Annotated in this window: 12 protein-coding genes; 7 read left to right on the top strand and 5 right to left on the bottom strand. The window is 71.9% G+C overall.

What is annotated here, in order from left to right; genetic code table 11:
* Positions 1-10: 10 nt before the first annotated feature.
* On the bottom strand, positions 11-1,633 hold the full coding sequence (locus SVTN_RS08530; RefSeq protein ID WP_041128524.1) for a PucR family transcriptional regulator: 1,623 nt from the start codon (positions 1,631-1,633) through the stop codon (positions 11-13).
* A 161-nt stretch (positions 1,634-1,794) separates the two neighbouring features.
* Here SVTN_RS08530 and SVTN_RS08525 point away from each other — a divergent pair, with 161 nt between their 5' ends.
* Positions 1,795-3,309, top strand: a complete 1,515-nt coding sequence (locus SVTN_RS08525; RefSeq protein WP_041128523.1) for an APC family permease — start codon at positions 1,795-1,797, stop codon at positions 3,307-3,309.
* Positions 3,310-3,334: 25 nt separating this feature from the next.
* Positions 3,335-4,969 carry a flavin monoamine oxidase family protein gene (locus tag SVTN_RS08520; RefSeq protein WP_041128522.1) on the top strand — a complete coding sequence of 545 codons (1,635 nt, stop codon included), beginning with the start codon at positions 3,335-3,337 and terminating at the stop codon, positions 4,967-4,969.
* A gap of 34 nt (positions 4,970-5,003) precedes the next feature.
* On the opposite strand, the gene SVTN_RS08515 is transcribed toward SVTN_RS08520, so the two are convergent.
* Together SVTN_RS08515 and SVTN_RS08510 are read right to left on the bottom strand one after the other, a co-directional pair.
* On the bottom strand, positions 5,004-6,386 hold the full coding sequence (locus tag SVTN_RS08515) for an FAD-binding oxidoreductase (protein ID WP_041128521.1): 1,383 nt from the start codon (positions 6,384-6,386) through the stop codon (positions 5,004-5,006).
* Between the two features lie 105 nt (positions 6,387-6,491).
* Positions 6,492-8,294 (bottom strand): glycoside hydrolase family 15 protein, encoded by a 1,803-nt coding sequence (locus SVTN_RS08510; protein WP_041133703.1) that lies wholly within the window; start codon positions 8,292-8,294, stop codon positions 6,492-6,494.
* Positions 8,295-8,835: 541 nt separating this feature from the next.
* Between SVTN_RS08510 and SVTN_RS08505 the strand changes: the two genes are divergently transcribed.
* Together SVTN_RS08505 and SVTN_RS08500 are read left to right on the top strand one after the other, a co-directional pair.
* A complete protein-coding gene (locus SVTN_RS08505) occupies positions 8,836-10,485 on the top strand; it encodes a CTP synthase (protein WP_041128520.1) in 1,650 nt (549 codons plus the stop codon).
* Between the two features lie 81 nt (positions 10,486-10,566).
* Positions 10,567-11,193: an NUDIX domain-containing protein gene (locus tag SVTN_RS08500; protein WP_041128519.1), complete on the top strand. Its 627-nt coding sequence runs from the start codon at positions 10,567-10,569 to the stop codon at positions 11,191-11,193.
* Between the two features lie 400 nt (positions 11,194-11,593).
* Here the strand turns inward: SVTN_RS08500 and SVTN_RS08495 are convergent, their stop codons facing one another.
* Both SVTN_RS08495 and SVTN_RS08490 read right to left on the bottom strand, forming a co-directional pair.
* Positions 11,594-12,793, bottom strand: coding sequence for an FAD-dependent monooxygenase (locus SVTN_RS08495; RefSeq protein ID WP_041128518.1), 1,200 nt, complete (start codon positions 12,791-12,793; stop codon positions 11,594-11,596).
* A 14-nt stretch (positions 12,794-12,807) separates the two neighbouring features.
* Positions 12,808-13,659 (bottom strand): alpha/beta fold hydrolase, encoded by an 852-nt coding sequence (locus SVTN_RS08490; RefSeq protein ID WP_052499025.1) that lies wholly within the window; start codon positions 13,657-13,659, stop codon positions 12,808-12,810.
* 75 nt (positions 13,660-13,734) lie between these two features.
* Here SVTN_RS08490 and SVTN_RS08485 point away from each other — a divergent pair, with 75 nt between their 5' ends.
* From SVTN_RS08485 to ald, 3 genes are all read left to right on the top strand, one after another.
* A complete protein-coding gene (locus SVTN_RS08485) occupies positions 13,735-14,601 on the top strand; it encodes a helix-turn-helix domain-containing protein (RefSeq protein ID WP_041128517.1) in 867 nt (288 codons plus the stop codon).
* 136 nt (positions 14,602-14,737) lie between these two features.
* On the top strand, positions 14,738-16,723 hold the full coding sequence (locus SVTN_RS08480; RefSeq protein WP_041128516.1) for an AAA family ATPase: 1,986 nt from the start codon (positions 14,738-14,740) through the stop codon (positions 16,721-16,723).
* Positions 16,724-16,869: 146 nt separating this feature from the next.
* Complete coding sequence (gene ald / locus SVTN_RS08475; protein ID WP_041128515.1) at positions 16,870-17,985, top strand: alanine dehydrogenase; 1,116 nt, start codon at positions 16,870-16,872, stop codon at positions 17,983-17,985.
* Positions 17,986-18,326 lie beyond the last annotated feature (341 nt).

Here is an 18,326-nt window from a genome sequence, read left to right as displayed (position 1 = left end):
CGGGCGGGGCCTACGGTGTGTGGCGGCGGGCTCTCAGGGCCAGGGAGAGGGCCAGGACCGTTTGGGGGTCGTCCAGGTCCGTGCCCAGGAGTTCGGAGATGCGGGCCAGGCGGTTGTAGAGGGTCTGGCGGTTGAGGTGGAGTTCGCGGGCGGTCTCCGCCTTGCGGCCCGCGTGCGCGAGGTAGGTCTCGAGGGTGGGGAGGAGCGGGGGGCGGGACGTGCCGTCGTGGTCCCGCAGCGGGCCGATCGCGCGGTCGACGAAGGCGGCGAGGTCCGGGTGGTCCCGGAGCCGCCACAGGAGCAGGTCGATGTCCAGGCGGCGGGCGTCGTACCAGGGGAGGTCCGAGAGGCCCTGCGCCGCCGTCGCCGTCTCAGCCGCGTGCCGCAGGCCCGCCGAGGCCGCCGCCCAGCCGCCCGCGACGCCGACCACGACCACTGGTGGGTGCACCCCCGCGCGTTCCAGGCCTGCCCGTTCCACGCCGGCCCGAAGTGCTGCCGCCACCCGGTCCGCGACCGCTGTGCGTTCCGATTCCGAGCGCAGGCCCAACAACAACGGCACCCGGCCTTCTACCGGGCGGACGCCCAGGAGCGCAGGGACGCCCACCGCGGACAGTTCCTCCAGGACCGCTCGCGCCAGGAGCGCCCAGTTGCCCGAGGGGGACAGTTCTGATGCCAGGCGCATCACCACCGGGAGCAGCGGGCCGTCGCCCGGCTTGAAGCCCAGGACCCTCGCCTGTGCCGGGGCGTCCTCCGCCGAGATCCGGCCCTCCGCCAGGTCCGTCAGGAAGTCGCCCCGGCCGCGTGCGGCCAGCTCCTCCTCCTGGCGGGCCTGCATGAGGACGACGGCCAGGAGTCCGGCCGCCCGCTCGGCCGCCATGCGGTGCACGGGGGAGAGGGGGCCCGAGACCGCCAGGAGGACCAGGCGGGCCCGCACCGAACCCGTACCGGGGCCGCCGCCCGGCACGTCGACCAGGACCGTGCCGGTGGGCGGGCCGGACTCGCGGGCCGCCCGCTGGCCGCGCAGCCCGTCCCACACCTGGAGCGGGTCGGCGGGCGCGGACTCGGTGCCCGCCGCGTAGAGCAGCTGTCCGTCGGCGGTCTCCAGGAAGACCGGGTTGGCGGCGAAGTCGGAGAGGATGCGGAGCACCTGGGGGACCCCGCCGCCGCCGAGCAGCGCCTCCGTGCACTGCCGGTGGACCTCCTCGGCCTGCCGCTGGAGCGCGTAGTGGCCGTTGACGATCTCGGTGTGGATCTCCTCCGTGACGGCGACGAAGGGGACCTCGCGGTGGAGCTGGACGAGCGGCAGGCCGGCCGCCCGCGCGGTCTCCACTATCGTCGCCGGGAGGCGGGCGAAGCGCGGGCCCAGTTCGACGACGAGCGCCGCGATGCCCCGGTCGGCGAGCCGCCGCACGAAGGCCCGCTGTTCGGCCGGGAGGGTGCCCAGGCCGAGGCCCGTGGTGAGGAGTAGTTCGCCGCCCTTGAGCAGCGAGGCGATGTTCGGCACCTCGCCCGCGTGCACCCAGCGCACCGTGCGGTGCAGCCGGTCCGCGCCGGCCACGACCTCCGGGAGCCCGCCGCGCAGTCCGGGGAGTTCGAGCGCCCGCTGCACGGTGATCCCGCCCTGATTGTCCATGGGGCCGGACGCTACCCGCGTCCGTGTTTCGGCGACATCACCGCACGGTCACGGGACCGGACAGTTCGTACACCAGGGCGACAACTCGTCGCCCTGTGGCGGGAATTGTGCGACCGGATGTCGATTGTGGCCTACGTCACTCGCGAGGATCCTCTCGGCCCATGGCAGAGAACCCCACCCCAGAGGTCCACCGGCTCAAGGCGAACTCGGTCGGACTCGTCGGCGTCGTCTTCATGGCCGTCGCCACCGCCGCCCCGATCACGGCGATGACCGGAAACCTCCCCATCGCCGTGGGCTTCGGCAACGGCACCGGCGCGCCCGCCGGATATCTCTTCGCGACGCTCGTCCTGACCGTCTTCTCGGTCGGCTACGTCGCCATGGCCAAGCGGATCACGGCCGCCGGCGCCTTCTACGGCTACATCTCGCACGGCCTGGGCCGGATCGCAGGCATGGCCTCCGGCATGCTCGCCGTCCTCGCGTACATCGTCTTCGAGGCCTCGATCGTCGGCGTCTTCGCCTACTTCGCCAAGACGACCGTCGCCGACCAGCTCGGCGTGGACGTGCCGTGGATCCTGTACGCGGCCGTCATGCTGGCCGTCACCGCCGTCCTGTCGTACTTCGACATCAACCTGACCGCCAAGGCCCTCGGGGTGATGCTGGTCGCGGAGATCGCCGTCCTCTTCGCGGTCGCCACCGCCGTCCTCATCGCCGGCGGCGGTCCCGACGGCATCCCGGTCGAGCCGATCAACCCGAAGAACGCCTTCACCGGCACCTCCGCCGGGCTCGGCCTCTTCTTCGCCTTCTGGTCGTGGGTCGGCTTCGAGTCGACCGCGATGTACGGCGAGGAGTCCCGCGACCCCAAGCGGGTCATCCCGCGCGCCACCCTGATCTCCGTCATCGGCGTCGGCCTCTTCTACATCTACGTCTCGTGGATGACGATCGCCGGGAACGGGCTCGCCGGTTCCGTGAAGCTGTCCTCGTCCGCGAGCCCCCTCGACCTGTTCTTCGCGCCCGCCCAGACCTTCATCGGCGCCTGGGCCGTCGACGCCTTCCAGTGGCTGCTGCTCACCGGCTCCTTCGCCTGCGGCATGGCCTTCCACCAGTGCGCCTCGCGCTATCTGTACGCCATCGGCCGGGAGGGCTTCCTGCACCCGGCGCTCGGCCGGACGCACGCGAAGCACGGCTCGCCGTACATCGCCTCGTACGTGCAGAGCGTGATCGCCGTCGGCCTCGTCGCCGCCTTCTGGCTCACCGGCCAGGACCCGTACATCCACCTCTACACGCTGCTCGCGATCCTCGGCACGATGGCGATCCTCATCGTCCAGACGCTGTGTTCGTTCGCCGTCATCGGCTACTTCCGCAAGAACCACCCCGAGGACCGGCACTGGTTCAAGACCCTCACGGCCCCGCTCCTCGGCGGCATCGGCATGATCGCCGTCGTCGTGCTGCTGGTCATGAACATGGAGACCGCGGCAGGGCTCGCCGCCGACTCCCTCTTCTTCAAGGCGATCCCCTGGATCGTCGGCGCCGTCTTCTTCGGCGGCCTCGGCCTCGGCTTCTACCTCAAGGCCAAGCGACCCGAGCGCTACGAGATCATCGGCCGGATCGTCCTGGAGGACGCCGCCGAGCGCGCCGACGACACCCGCACGGAACCCGCCCCCGTACCCCAGAGCTGACCCCACCCACCTCCAGGAGCGCCCCATGGCACGCACCAACCCGATGCACCTCCTGAAGAACCTCGCCGCCGAGCACGCCGACGCCCGACGGCTGGGCATCCCCGTCGACGAGCTGCGCGGCATGAGGGCCGACGCCCTCGGACGCCGGTCCCTGCTCAAGTACGCCACCGCCGCCGGCATCGCCGTCGGTGTCGGCTCGGCCGTGCCCGCCGCGGCCGCCACCCCCACTCCGCCGGTCAGGAGCACCGCCCGGATCGCCGTCGTCGGCGCCGGGATCTCCGGCCTCACCGCCGCCCTCACCCTCCAGGACGCCGGACTGAGCCCGGTGCTCTACGAGGCGAACCCGTCCAGGGTCGGCGGCCGCATGTACACCCAGCGGGACCACTGGGCGTACGGCCAGACCTCCGAGATCGGCGGCGAGCTGATCGACACCAGCCACAAGAAGATCCTGGAGCTCTGTCGCCGCTTCGGCCTGGCCACCGAGGACTTCCTCGGCGGCGGACCCAACGGCGCCGAGGAGGTCCTCTGGTTCAACGGCGCCTACTACCCGCGCGCCCAGGCCGACGAGGACTTCAACGCCGTCTACCAGGCCCTCCACCGCGACCTGCTCGACGCGGGCGAGGTGAAGTGGAACCAGACCACCCCCACCGGCACCGCCCTCGACAACATGTCGCTGTACGAGTGGATCGAGAGCCGGGTCCCCGGCGGGCACTCCTCACGGCTCGGCAAGTTCATCGACGTCGCCTACAACGTCGAGTACGGCGCCGACACCACCGAACAGTCCTCGCTCGCCCTCGTCCTGCTCATGGGCTACCAGACCAATCCCGGCAACTTCAACATCTGGGGCCTGTCCAACGAGCGCTACCACGTCGTCGGCGGCAACGACTGGCTCCCCAACGCCATCGCCGGGGCGCTCGCCCCCGGCACCCTGAAGGCGGGCTGGTCGCTGAACGCCGTACGGGCCAACAGCGACGGCACCCAGACGCTCACCTTCACCGAGGCCGGCGCCACCCGGACCGTCACCGCCGACCACACGATCCTGTGCGTCCCGCTGCCGATCCTCCAGCAACTCGACACCTCCCAGGCCGGGTTCGACCCGCTCATGCGCAACCTGCTGCGGGACGCCCGCATGGGCTACTGCACCAAGCTCAACATGCAGTTCGGCACCCGGCCCTGGCGCGGCACCGGCGCCTGGCCCGGGGTCTCCGCCGGCGACTGCTTCACCGACACCGAGGTCCAGCAGACCTGGGACACCACCAAGGTCCAGGGCGGCACCGGCGGCATCCTCCTCCAGTACGGCGGCGGCAGCCTGGCCCGGAACCTCAACCCCGCCGGGCCGTTCTCCACCGAGTCCGACCCGTACGTACGGAACCTGGTCACCCGCTACCTGGCCGGCATCGACGCCTTCTTCCCCGGCACCTCCCGGGCGTACACCGGCCGCGCCCAGCTCTCCGCCTGGCACAAGAACCCGTACTCCCTGGGCGCGTACTCCTGCTGGCCCGTCGGCTACCTCCACCGGTACGCCGGGTACGAGGGCACCGCCCAGGGCAACGTCCACATCGGCGGCGAGCACTGCTCGTACGACTTCCAGGGCTTCATGGAAGGCGGGGCCACCGAGGGCGAGCGCGCCGCCCAGGAGGTGATCGCCGCGCTGAGGTGAGCCGGTCGAGGTGAGCCGGTCGAGCTGAGTCGGTTCAGCCGGCCGGGACGATGTTCTGGTTGTACCGGAACACGTTGTCGGGGTCGTACTGGGCCTTCACGGCGGCGAGCCGGCGGTAGTTCCTCTCCCCGAAGGAGGAGACGATCCGCTGCTCGCCCTCGGCGCCGACGAAGTTCAGGTACGTCGCGTCGAGCGCCCACGGCCGCACGTCGGCCCGCACGTCGTGCACCCACTGCCTCGCCTGCTCGTCGTACGCGGGGTCCTCCCAGGTCGCGAACGGGTGCACCGCCCACGGCGCGGTGCGCCACGGCTGCGGGTACTGGGAGGGCCCCGCGGCCACGGCCCCGCCCATCAGGAACAGCACGTGCTGGGTGGCGGTCCCCGCCGGGATCCCCGTGCCCCGGTCGCAGAAGACGTCCACGGCCTCGTCGGAGAACTCCCGCAGGTACTCGGCCGACCAGTAGTTCCGCAGCCCCGGCGGGTCGTCCATCATCGACTGCAGGTCCGCGTACGGGATGTCCGTGACGATCTCCACCACCGGCTTCAGCGCGAACAGCGGCGCCGCGAACTCACGCAGCTCACCGACCGGCCCGGCGTACGTGAACAGCGCCCCGCACAACAGCTTTCCGACCAGCTCCTCGGGTATGAACGGCTCCGGGGGCGCGGGCAGATAGATAGCGCCGCCACCCATCTCGTCCGGCGCGTTCAGACCGAGGTCGCGGAAGGTGCGCACCACCTCGGGCCCGTTGTCGGGCAGGAAGAACAACATCGCCATGCTCATCCGGGGCAGCGGGTGCAGACGCATCGTCAGCGAGGTCGCCACCCCGAAGTTGCCGCCGCCGCCGTGCAGCGCCCAGAACAGCTCCGGGTTCTCCTCCGCGTCCGTGTGGACGTGCTTGCCCTCGGCGGTGATCAGGTCCGCGGCCAGCAGATTGTCGCTGGCGAGACCGAACTTCCGCTCCAGCCAGCCCGATCCGCCGCCCAGCGTGAAGCCGCCGACGCCGGTGGTGGACACCCGCCCGCCGGTGGTCGCCACGTGGAACGGCTGGCAGGCGTGGTCCAGGTGGCTCATGAGGGCCCCGCCCTCGATCCGGACCGTCATGTCCTCCGGGTCCACGACGACGCCGTGCATCCGGCGGAGGTCGACGATCAGCGCGCCGTCGATCATGGAGGTCCCGGCGACGCTGTGGCCGCCGCCGCGCACCGCGATCGGCAGACCGGCCTCGCGGCCGAACAGGATCGCGTTGGACACGTCGGCCTGGGTGGCGCACTGGGCGATCACCGACGGACGCCGGTCGATCATGCCGTTGTGCAGGGCACGCGCCTCGTCGTAGTCCGGACCGCCGGGGATGATCACCTCACCGGCCAGGTCGTCGACGAGCCCGGCGAGGGCGCTTTCGGAGATGTGGGGAGCCATGGGAGCCCCCCTTTCGAGAGGGGCGACAGGACCCTTTCATCGTAGGTCCGGGCCCCCACGGGCGCCCCTCAGCCGCCGTACGCCCGGCTGCCGCCGTACGCCCCGCTAGCCGCCGTACGCCCCGCTCGCCGTCAGCCGCAGCGCCGTGTCGATCAGCGGGACGTGACTGAAGGCCTGCGGGAAGTTCCCCACCTGCCGCTGGAGCCTCGGGTCCCACTCCTCGGCGAGCAGCCCGAGGTCGTTGCGGAGCGCGAGCAGCCGCTCGAAGAGCGTGCGCGCCTCGTCGACCCGGCCGATCATCGCCAGGTCGTCCGCCAGCCAGAAGGAACAGGCGAGGAACGCGCCCTCGTCGCCCTCCAGGCCGTCGACGCCGGCCTCGTCCCCGGCCGTCGGGTAGCGCAGCACGAAACCGTCCTCCGTGGACAGCTCGCGCTGGATCGCCTCGATCGTGCCGATGACCCGCTTGTCGTCCGGCGGCAGGAAGCCCATCTGCGGGATCAGCAGCAGCGAGGCGTCCAGCTCCTGGGAGCCGTACGACTGCGTGAACGTGTTCCGCTCCTTGTCGTAGCCCTTCTCGCAGACGTCCCGGTGGATCTCGTCGCGCAGATCGCGCCAGCGCTCCAGCGGGCCGTCGGCGTCCCCGGACTCGATCAGCTTGATCGTGCGGTCCACGGCCACCCAGGCCATCACCTTGGAGTGCACGAAGTGGCGGCGCGGACCGCGGACCTCCCAGATGCCCTCGTCGGGCTGGTCCCAGTGCTTCTCCAGGTAGTTGATCAGCTTGATCTGGAGCAGGGAGGCATAGTCGTTGCGGGACAGGCCCGTCATGTGCCCGAGGTGGAGGGCCTCCGTGACCTCGCCGTACACGTCCAGCTGGAGCTGGCCCGCCGCGCCGTTGCCGACCCGGACCGGGCCCGAGTTCTCGTACCCCGGCAGCCAGTCCAGCTCCTGCTCGCCGAGCTCCCGCTCGCCGGCGATGCCGTACATGATCTGCAGGTTCTCCGGGTCGCCCGCGACCGCGCGGAGCAGCCACTCGCGCCAGGCGCGGGCCTCCTCCCGGTAGCCGGTGCGCAGCAGCGAGGAGAGGGTGATCGCCGCGTCCCGCAGCCAGGTGTAGCGGTAGTCCCAGTTCCGTACGCCGCCGATCTCCTCCGGCAGCGAGGTCGTCGGCGCGGCGACGATCCCGCCGGTCGGCGCGTACGTCAGCGCCTTCAGGGTGATCAGCGAGCGGATCACCGCCTCCCGGTAGGGGCCGTGGTACGTGCAGTGCTCGACCCACTCGCTCCAGAAGTCGGCGGTCGCCTCGAGGGCGCCCTCCGGGTCCGGCAGCGCCGGCGGCTCCTTGTGGGAGGGCTGCCAGGAGAGCGTGAACGTGATCCGCTCCCCGGGCGTGACCATGAACTCGGAGTACGTCGTCAGGTCCTTGCCGTGGGTCTCCGCGTCCGCGTCCAGCCACACCGAGTCGGGTCCGGCGACCGCGACCGTGCGCTCCCCGACCTTGTGCACCCAGGGCACGATCCGGCCGTAGCTGAACCGCATCCGCAGCGAGGAACGCATCCGCACCCGGCCCGAGATGCCCTCGACGATCCGGATCAGCTGCGGCGCGCCGTCGCGCGGCGGCATGAAGTCGGTCACCCGGACCGTGCCGCGCGGGGTGTCCCACTCGGACTCCAGGATCAGCGAGTCGCCCCGGTAGCGGCGCCGGTCGGCAGGGGCGGGCTCGGCGTCCGCCGGACCCGCCGGGCCCACCCGCCAGAATCCGTGCTCCTCGGTGCCGAGCAGCCCGGCGAAGACCGCGTGCGAGTCGAAGCGGGGGAGACACAGCCAGTCGACGCTGCCGTCCCGGCAGACCAGGGCGGCGGTCTGCATGTCTCCGATGAGTGCGTAATCCTCGATGCGCCCGGCCACGTGCTTCACTCCAGTCGAACGGCCACGTCCGCCCCTAGGGGCGCTTGCTACTGATGTGCGCGATGTCTGCGATGTCTGTGCGGTCTCAGCAAAGCCAGTGTGCGGGACGCGCAGACCTGCGCGACGGGGATGCCCGCCTTGCGCGGCGCGATGCCGGCCCGCGCGACGCGATGCCGGCCTGCTCGGCGGGGACGCCGGGCTGCCCGGCGGGCGATGCAGGTCCTGCCCGGCGGGCGATGTCCGAGCAGGATACGTGCCGCCCCGGCGACCGTAGTGATCACACGAGCGGCGCGCTGCTCCACACGGGTGAGCTGCGCCTTCCCCCGCCCCCGACGGCCACGTCGCCGTCCGTGAACACCCGACTGCCGCGTGTGGCCGGAAGCGGTCTCCCGATGTCGCTGATACCCTGGTACCCCGTGGACCGGTGGGAAACGGCGACAGCCGAGGACCCCGAAACCGCAGCGACGGCACCCCCCGATTCTTCCGGAGGGGACGCCGGTACGCACCTCCAGAACGCGACCACGGGAGCCCCCTCTTGGCGATGCCGCCCAACACCACGACGACCAAGCACATCTTCGTCACCGGGGGTGTCGCCTCCTCGCTCGGCAAGGGGCTCACCGCCTCCAGCCTGGGTGCGCTCCTCAAGGCCCGCGGCCTGCGGGTCACGATGCAGAAGCTCGACCCGTACCTGAACGTCGACCCGGGCACGATGAACCCCTTCCAGCACGGCGAGGTGTTCGTCACCAACGACGGCGCCGAGACCGACCTGGACATCGGCCACTACGAGCGCTTCCTCGACGTCGACCTCGACGGCTCGGCCAACGTCACCACCGGCCAGGTCTACTCGCAGGTCATCGCCAAGGAGCGGCGCGGCGAGTACCTCGGCGACACCGTGCAGGTCATCCCGCACATCACCAACGAGATCAAGGGCCGCATCCGCCGCATGGCGACGGACGACGTCGACGTCGTCATCACCGAGGTCGGCGGCACGGTCGGCGACATCGAGTCGCTGCCCTTCCTGGAGACCGTCCGTCAGGTCCGCCACGAGGTCGGCCGCGACAACGTCTTCGTCGTGCACATCTCGCTGCTGCCCTACATCGGCCCCTCCGGCGAGCTGAAGACCAAGCCGACCCAGCACTCCGTCGCCGCCCTGCGCAACATCGGCATCCAGCCCGACGCGATCGTGCTGCGCGCCGACCGCGAGGTCCCGACCGCCATCAAGCGCAAGATCTCGCTGATGTGCGACGTCGACGAGGCCGCGGTCGTCGCCGCCATCGACGCCCCGTCGATCTACGACATCCCGAAGGTCCTGCACACCGAGGGCCTGGACGCCTACGTCGTCCGCAAGCTCGACCTGCCCTTCCGCGACGTGGACTGGACCGTCTGGGAGGACCTCCTGGACCGCGTCCACAACCCGGAGCACGAGGTCACCGTCGCGCTCGTCGGCAAGTACATCGACCTGCCCGACGCCTACCTGTCGGTCACCGAGGCCATGCGCGCCGGCGGCTTCGCCAACAAGGCGCGGGTCAAGGTCAAGTGGGTCACCTCCGACGACTGCAAGACCCCGGCCGGCGCCGCCAAGCAGCTCGGCGACGTCGACGGCATCCTCATCCCCGGCGGCTTCGGCGACCGCGGCGTCTCCGGCAAGGTCGGCGCCATCCAGTACGCCCGCGAGAACAAGGTGCCGCTGCTCGGCATCTGCCTCGGCCTGCAGTGCATCGTGATCGAGGCCGCGCGGAACCTGGCCGACATCCCCGAGGCCAACTCCACCGAGTTCGACCCCGCCACCGCGCACCCCGTCGTCTCCACGATGGAGGAGCAGCTGGCGTACGTCGAGGGCGCCGGCGACCTGGGCGGAACGATGCGCCTGGGCCTCTACCCGGCGAAGCTCGCCGAGGGCTCGGTCGTCCGCGAGACCTACGCCGGCGAGCCGTACGTCGAGGAGCGCCACCGTCACCGCTACGAGGTGAACAACGCGTACCGTGCGGAGCTGGAGAAGAAGGCCGGTCTGGTCTTCTCCGGCACGTCCCCGGACAACAAGCTCGTCGAGTTCGTCGAGTACCCGAAGGACGTCCACCCCTACCTGGTCGCCACCCAGGCGCACCCGGAGCTCAAGTCCCGCCCGACCCGCCCCCACCCGCTCTTCGCCGGCCTGGTGAAGGCGGCCGTGGAGCGCAAGACGGGCAAGTAGTCCTCTGGCGTTAACGTTGCCGGGGTACGGGTTCCCTTCCGGGACCCGTGCCCCGGTTTTCGTATGAGAGGACTACTGCCGATGCAGGTGCAGGACACCCCGGAGGAGTGGCAGGTCGTCGCCACCACCACCCCCTTCACGGGCGCCAAGACGAGTGTCCGCACGGACGACGTGGTCATGCCCGACGGCTCGGTCCACCGCCGCGACTACCAGGTCCACCCCGGCTCCGTGGCCGTCCTCGCCCTGGACGAGCAGGACCGCGTGGTCGTCCTCCGGCAGTACCGGCACCCGGTACGGCAGAAGCTCTGGGAGATCCCGGCCGGACTCCTCGACGTCCCCGGCGAGAACCCGCTGCACGCCGCCCAGCGCGAGCTGTACGAGGAGGCGCACGTCAAGGCGGAGGACTGGCGGGTCCTGGCCGACGTCTACACGACGCCCGGCGGCTGCGACGAGGCCGTACGGATCTTCCTGGCGCGGGACCTCGCCGAGGCGGAGGGCGAGCGCTTCGAGGTCTCCGAGGAGGAGGCCGACATGGAGCTGGCGCGGGTGCCGGTGGGGGACCTCGTGCGCGGGGTCCTCGCGGGTGAGCTGCACAACAACTGCCTGGTGGTGGGGGTGCTGTCGCTGATGGCGGCGCGGGCGGGTGACGGCCTGGACGCCCTCCGCCCGGCCTCGTCCCCCTGGCCGGCCAGACCCTTCGAGGGGTAACCCCTCGCCCCACCCCGCACCCGCGGGGCCCGCACCGTCCTGAGCCTCCGCCCCGGCCCGTGCGGGGCCCGCACCTGCTGCCGTGTGGGGCCGCGCCCGGGCGGGCGTCGCCCACCCGCCGTGTGGGCAATCGTCCCGCCGGGGCGGGACGGGTGGGCACACGGGACGGCGCGCCTGGCCGCGCCTCCGCCCCCTGTGCCTGGACCCGCACCGCCAGCGCGCCGCACCGCACGTGCGGGTTCGGGCGCGGAAGCCTCTGGCGCCGGCAGGGCGCGGGTCCGTTGTGCCCACCCGTTCCGCCCCAGCGGAACGATTGCCCACAACGGGGCGGGTGCCGTCCGCGACGGGGTGGGTGCCGTCCGGGCGGGTGGGTACCGCCCCGAGGGAGCGGTGCCCGTGGCTACGGTGGGTAGTCGGGGACCCTCATCGCGTCGTGCAGGCGCGCGCTCTTCGTCGTGAGGCGGATCAGCCCGCGGGCCGGGCCCGCCGGCAGGGCGGAGATCAGGCGGGCGCCCTGGGCCAGGCCCCACACGCCGAGGCGCGACGTGGGGATCAGGGTCTTCGCCGCGCTCAGCGCAACCGCACGGCTGCCGCGTACGTACGTGGACATCGCACGCTCGTACGCGGGGAAGGCGAGCGTGTGGTCGCCCCCCGCCCGCGCCAGCTCTCCGGCGAGGACGTACGCGCCGACGACCGCCAGGCTCGTACTGCCTCCGACGGCCGGACCGGGGCAGTAGCCCGCGTCGCCGACGAGCGTCACCCTCCCCCGCGACCAGGTGTCCATGCGGAGCTGGGTGATCGAGTCGAAGTAGAACGCCGGGGTGCGGTCGAGCTCGTCCAGCCAGCGGTCCACCCGGTCGTGCATGCCGGCGAACGCTCCGCGCAGCAGCTCCTTCTGCCGGGGGACGTCGTGGTGGTGGCAGTCGAGTTCGCGTTCGCTCCGGAACAGGAACAGCACCCGCGCGTCGCCGACGTGCCGCGCGCCGTACATGCCGGCGGTGCGGCCGACGCCGACGTGGAGGAGGAGCTCCCCGTCGAGGTCGGAGTCGTTCGGCAGGGTCAGCACCGCGAGGTAGGCCCCGATGTAGGAGTTGGAGCGGGACTCCTCGTCGAAGGCGAGGCGGCGGACGTTGGAGTGCAGCCCGTCCGCGCCGACGACGAGGTCGAAGCGGCGCGGCGCGGCGTTCTCGAACCGCACCTCGCCGTCGGGCGAGATCGCGGTGATGGAGTCGCCGAAGACGTACTCGACGTCGTCGCGTGCGGCGTCGTAGTAGATCGAGCTCAGGTCGTCGCGCATGATCTCGACGTGCCGGTCGGAGGCGGCGCCGAAGATCTTGGAGAGGTCCGCCCGGACGGGACGCCGTGAGCCCTCCCGGTGGACGGTCATCCGGTTCGTGCCGGTGGCCCGCTCCTCGATGCGCGGGAGCACGCCCATCCTCTCCGAGATGTCGGTCGCGGGCCGGAACAGGTCGACCGCGTGGCCGCCGGTCCTGCGCAGGGCCGGCGCGCGCTCGACCACGGTGACGGAGAAGCCGTGCCGGGTGAGCCAGTGGGCCAGGACGGGACCGGCGACGCCGGCGCCGGAGACGAGGATCCGCATGGCACCCCTCCTGGTCATTCGTGCATCGCGGCGAAGGCCAGCAGGGGAGCGGCGGTCCGCGGCGGATCCTCGAGCAGGGGCGAGTGCCCGAGTCCGGGCAGCAGCTCGACCTGCGCGCCCGGAACGGCGCGGTATTCGGCGGCGGACGAGGACCGCCACCTGCGGTCGTCCTCGCCGAAGACCACCAGGAGCGGCTTGCCGAGGACCGAGAGGCGGGACGGCAGTGCCCGCTGCTCCAGGTAGGAGCGGGTGGCCAGCATCGTCGCGGTGAGCGTGTGGTGAGTCATCGCGCGTACGTCGTCCAGGAGCTCTTCCGGGATCCGGTAGCCCGCGCGGCTGAAGGCCGTGCTCGCGAACAGCCGGAGCTGCTCGTCCGTCGGCGGCCACTGTGAGGGGTCGATCGCGGCGGATTCCGGTGGTGCGATGAAGGCGCTCAGGCCGGGGCCGGTGTTGACGAGCGCGAGTGCGGTCACCAGGTCGGGCCGTTCTTCGGCGAGGGCGGTGACGACCGTGCCGCCGCTGGAGTGGCCGACGACCACGGCGCGCTCGACACCGAGCCGGTCCAGTGCCGCGCCCGCCCGGCGCGCCTGGTCCGGGATCGCATAGCTGCGGTCGGCCGGTTTCGCCGACCGGCCGTGCCCGAGGAGGTCGATCCGGATGACGCGGTGGGCTCCGGTCAGCAGCGGGACCATCGGGTTCCACGAGCGGGACGAGGAAGCGGACCCGTGGACGAGGAGGAGTGCGGGGGCGTCGCGGGGGCCGTCCTGGGACACGTGGAGGGCGCCGTCGTCCAGCGGCAGGAGGGAACCCTCGGGGGTCTCGGCGCCGCCGTTCACGTACGGATCGCCTTCGGGAGCAGTGGTCATGGGCCCACTGTCTCCGCCGGTACGGGCCCGGGTATTGGACGAATGTTCCCCTTGGCCGGCTCGTACCATGGCGGCATGCAGACCTTCGCGCGCGGTGCGGCGGTGTGGGGTGTCGCGTGCCCGCAGGGGCCGAGCCGGGTGGCCGGTGTCCGCATGGCCGGGTTCCGCGTCCGTGACCTGGAGGCGCTCCGGATCGTCCCGTACCCGGCCGTCACGCTTCTGCTGGAGTTCGGCGCCGGTTCGCCCGTCCTCGACGGTGCCGCGGGGCGCCTGCAGCGGGGGAGCTTCGTCGCCGGGTCCGGGCTCGGGTCCGGAGGCGCGGTGTGGGCGCGGGGAGAGAACGTCGAGTGCGTGCAGGTGCGTCTGTCCCCGGTGGTCGCGGGCGCGGTCCTGGGCGTCCCGCCCGCCGAACTGGACGGCGCCGTCGTGTCGTTGGAGGACGTGTGGGGCAGGGAGGCGTCACGGATCCGTGAGCGGCTCCATGACGAATCGTCGTGGCAGGCTCGCTTCGCGCTGACGGACGCGCTGCTCGCCCGCCGGTACGAGGCGGGGCCGCCGGTGGATCCGGAGGTGGCCTGGGTCTGGCGCCGGATGGTCGCCGGCCATGGCCTGGCCCGGGTCGACGGACTCGCGGCCGAGGTCGGGTGGAGCCGCAAGCGGTTGTGGTCCCGGTTCGGGTCGCAGCTCGGCCTGCCGCCCAAGCGCGCCATGAAGCTGGTCCGCTTCGACCGTGCCGCCCACCGCCTGGTCGCGGGTGACCGCGCGGCCCGCGTCGCGGCCGAGACCGGTTACGCCGACCAGTCCCATCTGCACCGGGAGGTCATGGCGTTCACCGGGGCGACCCCCACCGCCGTGGCCGACGAGCTGTTCCTCGCCGTGGACGACCTCGCGTGGCCCGGTCGCGGAACGACCTCCGTGCCCCACGCAGCCCTGCCGGTGTGACGATCCGCTGATCCGATCGGGGGATTCGTCCGCCGCGCTCCGCCAAGTCCGCCTCCCGCCCTGAACTACGCTCGGAATCGCCCGTGCGGAGCCCCCGCGGGATCGGCTCGTGCGCAGGTGGACGGGAGCGTGGCCCGTGACGGATCAGGCTGTGGCGGCGGCCGGCAGCCGGCGGTTCTTCGGTCGGCAGCGGGAGTTGAAGGCCCTGCGCGCCGACATCGAGCGGACCGGCCTCGACACCCTCACCGGCCGCAAGGCGCCCCGCGCCCGGGTCCTGCTCATCGCCGGCAAGCCCGGATCCGGACGGACCGCCCTCGCCGAGGAGCTGGCCGCCGGGCTCGCCGACCGTTACCCCGACGGAGTCTTCCGCGCCCGTCTCACCGAGCCCGGCGGCGACCCCGTCCCCACCGCGCGGGTCGCGCAGGAACTGCTCGCCGCGCTCGGCGTCGCCGAACCCCCCGGGGCCGGGGAGGACGAGTTGACCGAGCTCGTCAGGGGCGCGCTCGCCGACCGCCGGGCCGTTCTGCTCCTCGACGACGCCGTCGACGCCGAGCAGGCCGACCCCCTCATCCCCGACAACCCCGACGCCCTGGTCATCGGGGTCGCCCGCGGGCCCCTCACCGGCATCCCCGACGTACGGCCCTGCACCCTCGGCGGGCTCGACCCCAAGTCGGCCATCGAGCTCCTCACCGCCTTCACCGGCTCCGTCCGCATCACCGTCGACCCGCAGGCCGCCGAGACCCTCGTCGAGGAGTGCGGGGGGCTGCCCGCCGCGGTCGTCCTCGCCGGCGGCTGGCTGTCCGTCCAGCCGAAGGCCTCCGTCGCCGACCTCGCCAAGCGGCTGCGCGGGCTCAGCGGCGATCCCCTCACCCGGGCCTTCCTGCTCGCCCACGAGGCGCTGCCCGCCACCGCCGCCCGGATACTGCGATTCCTCGCCCTGGCCCCGCTGGGCCGGGCCGACGCCCACACCGCCTCCGCCCTGGCCGGCTGCTCGGTCTCGGCGGCCACGACGACCCTCGCCGACTTCGCCGCCCTGGGGCTCGTCTCGGGCGGCGAGGACGGACAGTACGAGGTGCGCGCGCATCTCGTCCCCCTCCTTCGCGCCCAGCTGGAGGAGCGCGACCGGCCCGCCGAGGTGCAGCTCGCCCGGGCCCGGATGCTGGAGCGGACCGTACGGCTCCTCCAGTCCTGCCGTGCGGTCACCGAACCCGAGGGCTCGTCCGCCCGCCGGAAGCTGGCCGGGCTGCCGCGTGCCCTGCGTTTCCCGAGCGCGGCCGCGGCCGCCGCCTGGCTGGACTCCCGGCAGGCCGTGCTCCTCGCCTCCGCCCGGCTCGCCGTGGCCGACGGAGAGCTCGACACCCTTGCGCGCCGGCTCGTCGCCTCGCTCGTCAGGGCGCTCGCCGCGCACCGGGGCGCCGAGGCCGCCGCCCCCGAGCTGTACGGCCTGCACCGGCTCGTCCTGGACGTGGCCGAACGGCGCGGGCTGCACCGCGAGCAGGCCGCCGCCCTGCTCAACCTGGCCGATCTCGACGCCAGGACCGGCAGGACGAAGGACGCTCTGCTGCGATATCGGTCGGCTTTGGATGCCGGACGCAGAGCAAATGACCCGTACGCCATCGGTCGCGCAATGGAATCCGTAGGTGGTTCCTATCAGGAGCTGGGGGACTGGCAGCGGGCCGGCGACTGGTACGGGCGGGCCCTCGCCCAGCGCCTCGCCCGGGACGAGCGCGCCGACCAGGCCCGGCTGTACGCCCGCCTCGGAGCCGTACAGACCTATGCGGGGCGGTACGGGGAGGCCCTGCGGAGCTGGCGGGCCGCCGCGGCCGGCTACCGGAGGCTCTCCGATCTCCCGGGCTACGCAAGGGCGTTGAGCGAGGCGGCCCGGGTCCAGGAGTACGCCGGACGGCCCGAGGAATCCCTGCGGACCTGCGAGGAAGCGGTGGAGTGGGCCCGCCGGGCCCAGGACACGCGGCTGCAGGCCGCGCTCCAGCTGCGTCTCGCCGACACCCTCGACCGGCTCGGCGACCCCGCGGCCGCCGGGCTGCACCGGTCCGCGGCGGAAAGACTCCTGGAAACGGAACCGTCAGCCTACGAAATCCGCAGTGGCTCCGTCGAAGATTAGTACTTTGAAAGGCTAGACAGCGGGAACTCCTTCATTAGACTGGGTGCGCCGCGTTCGAACGTGGTCTGCCCCGGTGCGCTGCAGTGCATCCGGGTATGTATCGCAGTGCCCCAGTTATCCCCCTGATTCAAGGACCGTGATCGACGATGAAGGTCGGCATCCCCCGCGAGGTCAAGAACAACGAGTTCCGTGTGGCCATCACCCCTGCCGGTGTCCACGAGCTCGTCCGCAACGGCCACCAGGTCTTCATCGAGCAGAACGCCGGTGTCGGCTCCTCGATCACGGACGAGGAGTACGTCGCCGCCGGCGCCGAGATCCTCGCCACCGCCGACGAGGTCTGGGCCACCGCCGACCTGCTGCTCAAGGTCAAGGAGCCCATCGCGGAGGAGTACCACCGCCTCCGCAAGGACCAGACCCTCTTCACCTACCTGCACCTCGCCGCCTCCAAGGAGTGCACGGACGCGCTCCTGGCGTCCGGCACCACCGCCATCGCGTACGAGACGGTCGAGACCGCGAACCGCGCGCTCCCGCTGCTCGCCCCGATGTCCGAGGTCGCGGGCCGCCTGGCCCCGCAGGTCGGCGCCTACCACCTGATGCGCTCGGTCGGCGGCCGCGGCGTCCTCCCCGGCGGCGTCCCCGGCACCCACGCCGGCGAGTGCGTCGTCATCGGCGGCGGCGTCTCCGGCTGGAACGCCGTGCAGATCGCCATCGGCCTGGGCTTCCACGTGACCCTGCTCGACCGCGACATCAACAAGCTCCGCGAGGCCGACAAGATCTTCGGCACGAAGGTCAAGACGATCGTCTCCAACGCCTTCGAGCTGGAGAAGGCCGTCGTCGAGGCCGACCTCGTCATCGGCGCCGTCCTCATCCCGGGCGCCAAGGCCCCGAAGCTGGTCACCAACGAGCTCGTCGCCAAGATGAAGCCCGGAAGTGTCCTTGTCGACATTGCGATCGACCAGGGCGGCTGCTTCGAGGACTCGCACCCGACCACCCACGCCGAGCCGACCTTCCAGGTCCACAACTCGATCTTCTACTGCGTGGCGAACATGCCGGGCGCCGTCCCGAACACCTCCACCTACGCCCTCACCAACGCCACGCTGCCCTACATCGTGTCGCTGGCGAACAACGGCTGGGTCGAGGCGCTGCGCCGCGACTCCGCCCTCGCCCTGGGCCTCAACACCCATGACGGCAAGGTGGTTTACAAGGAGGTCGCCGAGGCGCACGGCCTCGAGCACGTCGAGCTCGCCAGCCTCCTGGCCTGACCCCCGAAGGCCCGTTGACGCCGTCCCCGTCAACGCGTGCCGTCAATATCACGCACCCGGCCGGACCTTGTTCGACAAGGTCCGGCCGGCCGTGTCTCGGCGCCCGCCGAAACGTTCGGGCAACTCGCCTCGAACGTAACCCTTTAACCGTTTCGCACACCCCTGAAACGTGTGGATGCATGCCTGCGCACCCTTGACAGAGACGTGTTCGGTTGCCGACACATCGGGCCGGGTCCGGCGGATTGTGTTGCTGCGGAGCGGTGACACGCCATAGAGTCGCCAACCGTCGGCATGGTGCCACGCTGACCTATCGATAAATGTTCCTGGTCACATCCAAGGAG

The sequence above is a fragment of the Streptomyces vietnamensis genome (genome assembly GCF_000830005.1).
In the GTDB taxonomy this organism is placed as follows: domain Bacteria; phylum Actinomycetota; class Actinomycetes; order Streptomycetales; family Streptomycetaceae; genus Streptomyces; species Streptomyces vietnamensis.
Note: the sequence above shows the minus strand (reverse complement) of the source record. Positions and strands in the feature narration are given on the sequence as shown.

Coding starts and splice junctions, on each gene's coding strand:
- SVTN_RS08500 (WP_041128519.1), top strand. CDS start 10,567: ATGCAGGTGCAGGACACCCCGGAGGAGTGGCAGGTCGTCGCCACCACC.
- ald (WP_041128515.1), top strand. CDS start 16,870: ATGAAGGTCGGCATCCCCCGCGAGGTCAAGAACAACGAGTTCCGTGTG.
- SVTN_RS08520 (WP_041128522.1), top strand. CDS start 3,335: ATGGCACGCACCAACCCGATGCACCTCCTGAAGAACCTCGCCGCCGAG.
- SVTN_RS08530 (WP_041128524.1), bottom strand. CDS start 1,633: ATGGACAATCAGGGCGGGATCACCGTGCAGCGGGCGCTCGAACTCCCC.
- SVTN_RS08525 (WP_041128523.1), top strand. CDS start 1,795: ATGGCAGAGAACCCCACCCCAGAGGTCCACCGGCTCAAGGCGAACTCG.
- SVTN_RS08505 (WP_041128520.1), top strand. CDS start 8,836: ATGCCGCCCAACACCACGACGACCAAGCACATCTTCGTCACCGGGGGT.
- SVTN_RS08490 (WP_052499025.1), bottom strand. CDS start 13,659: ATGACCACTGCTCCCGAAGGCGATCCGTACGTGAACGGCGGCGCCGAG.
- SVTN_RS08515 (WP_041128521.1), bottom strand. CDS start 6,386: ATGGCTCCCCACATCTCCGAAAGCGCCCTCGCCGGGCTCGTCGACGAC.
- SVTN_RS08485 (WP_041128517.1), top strand. CDS start 13,735: ATGCAGACCTTCGCGCGCGGTGCGGCGGTGTGGGGTGTCGCGTGCCCG.
- SVTN_RS08495 (WP_041128518.1), bottom strand. CDS start 12,793: ATGCGGATCCTCGTCTCCGGCGCCGGCGTCGCCGGTCCCGTCCTGGCC.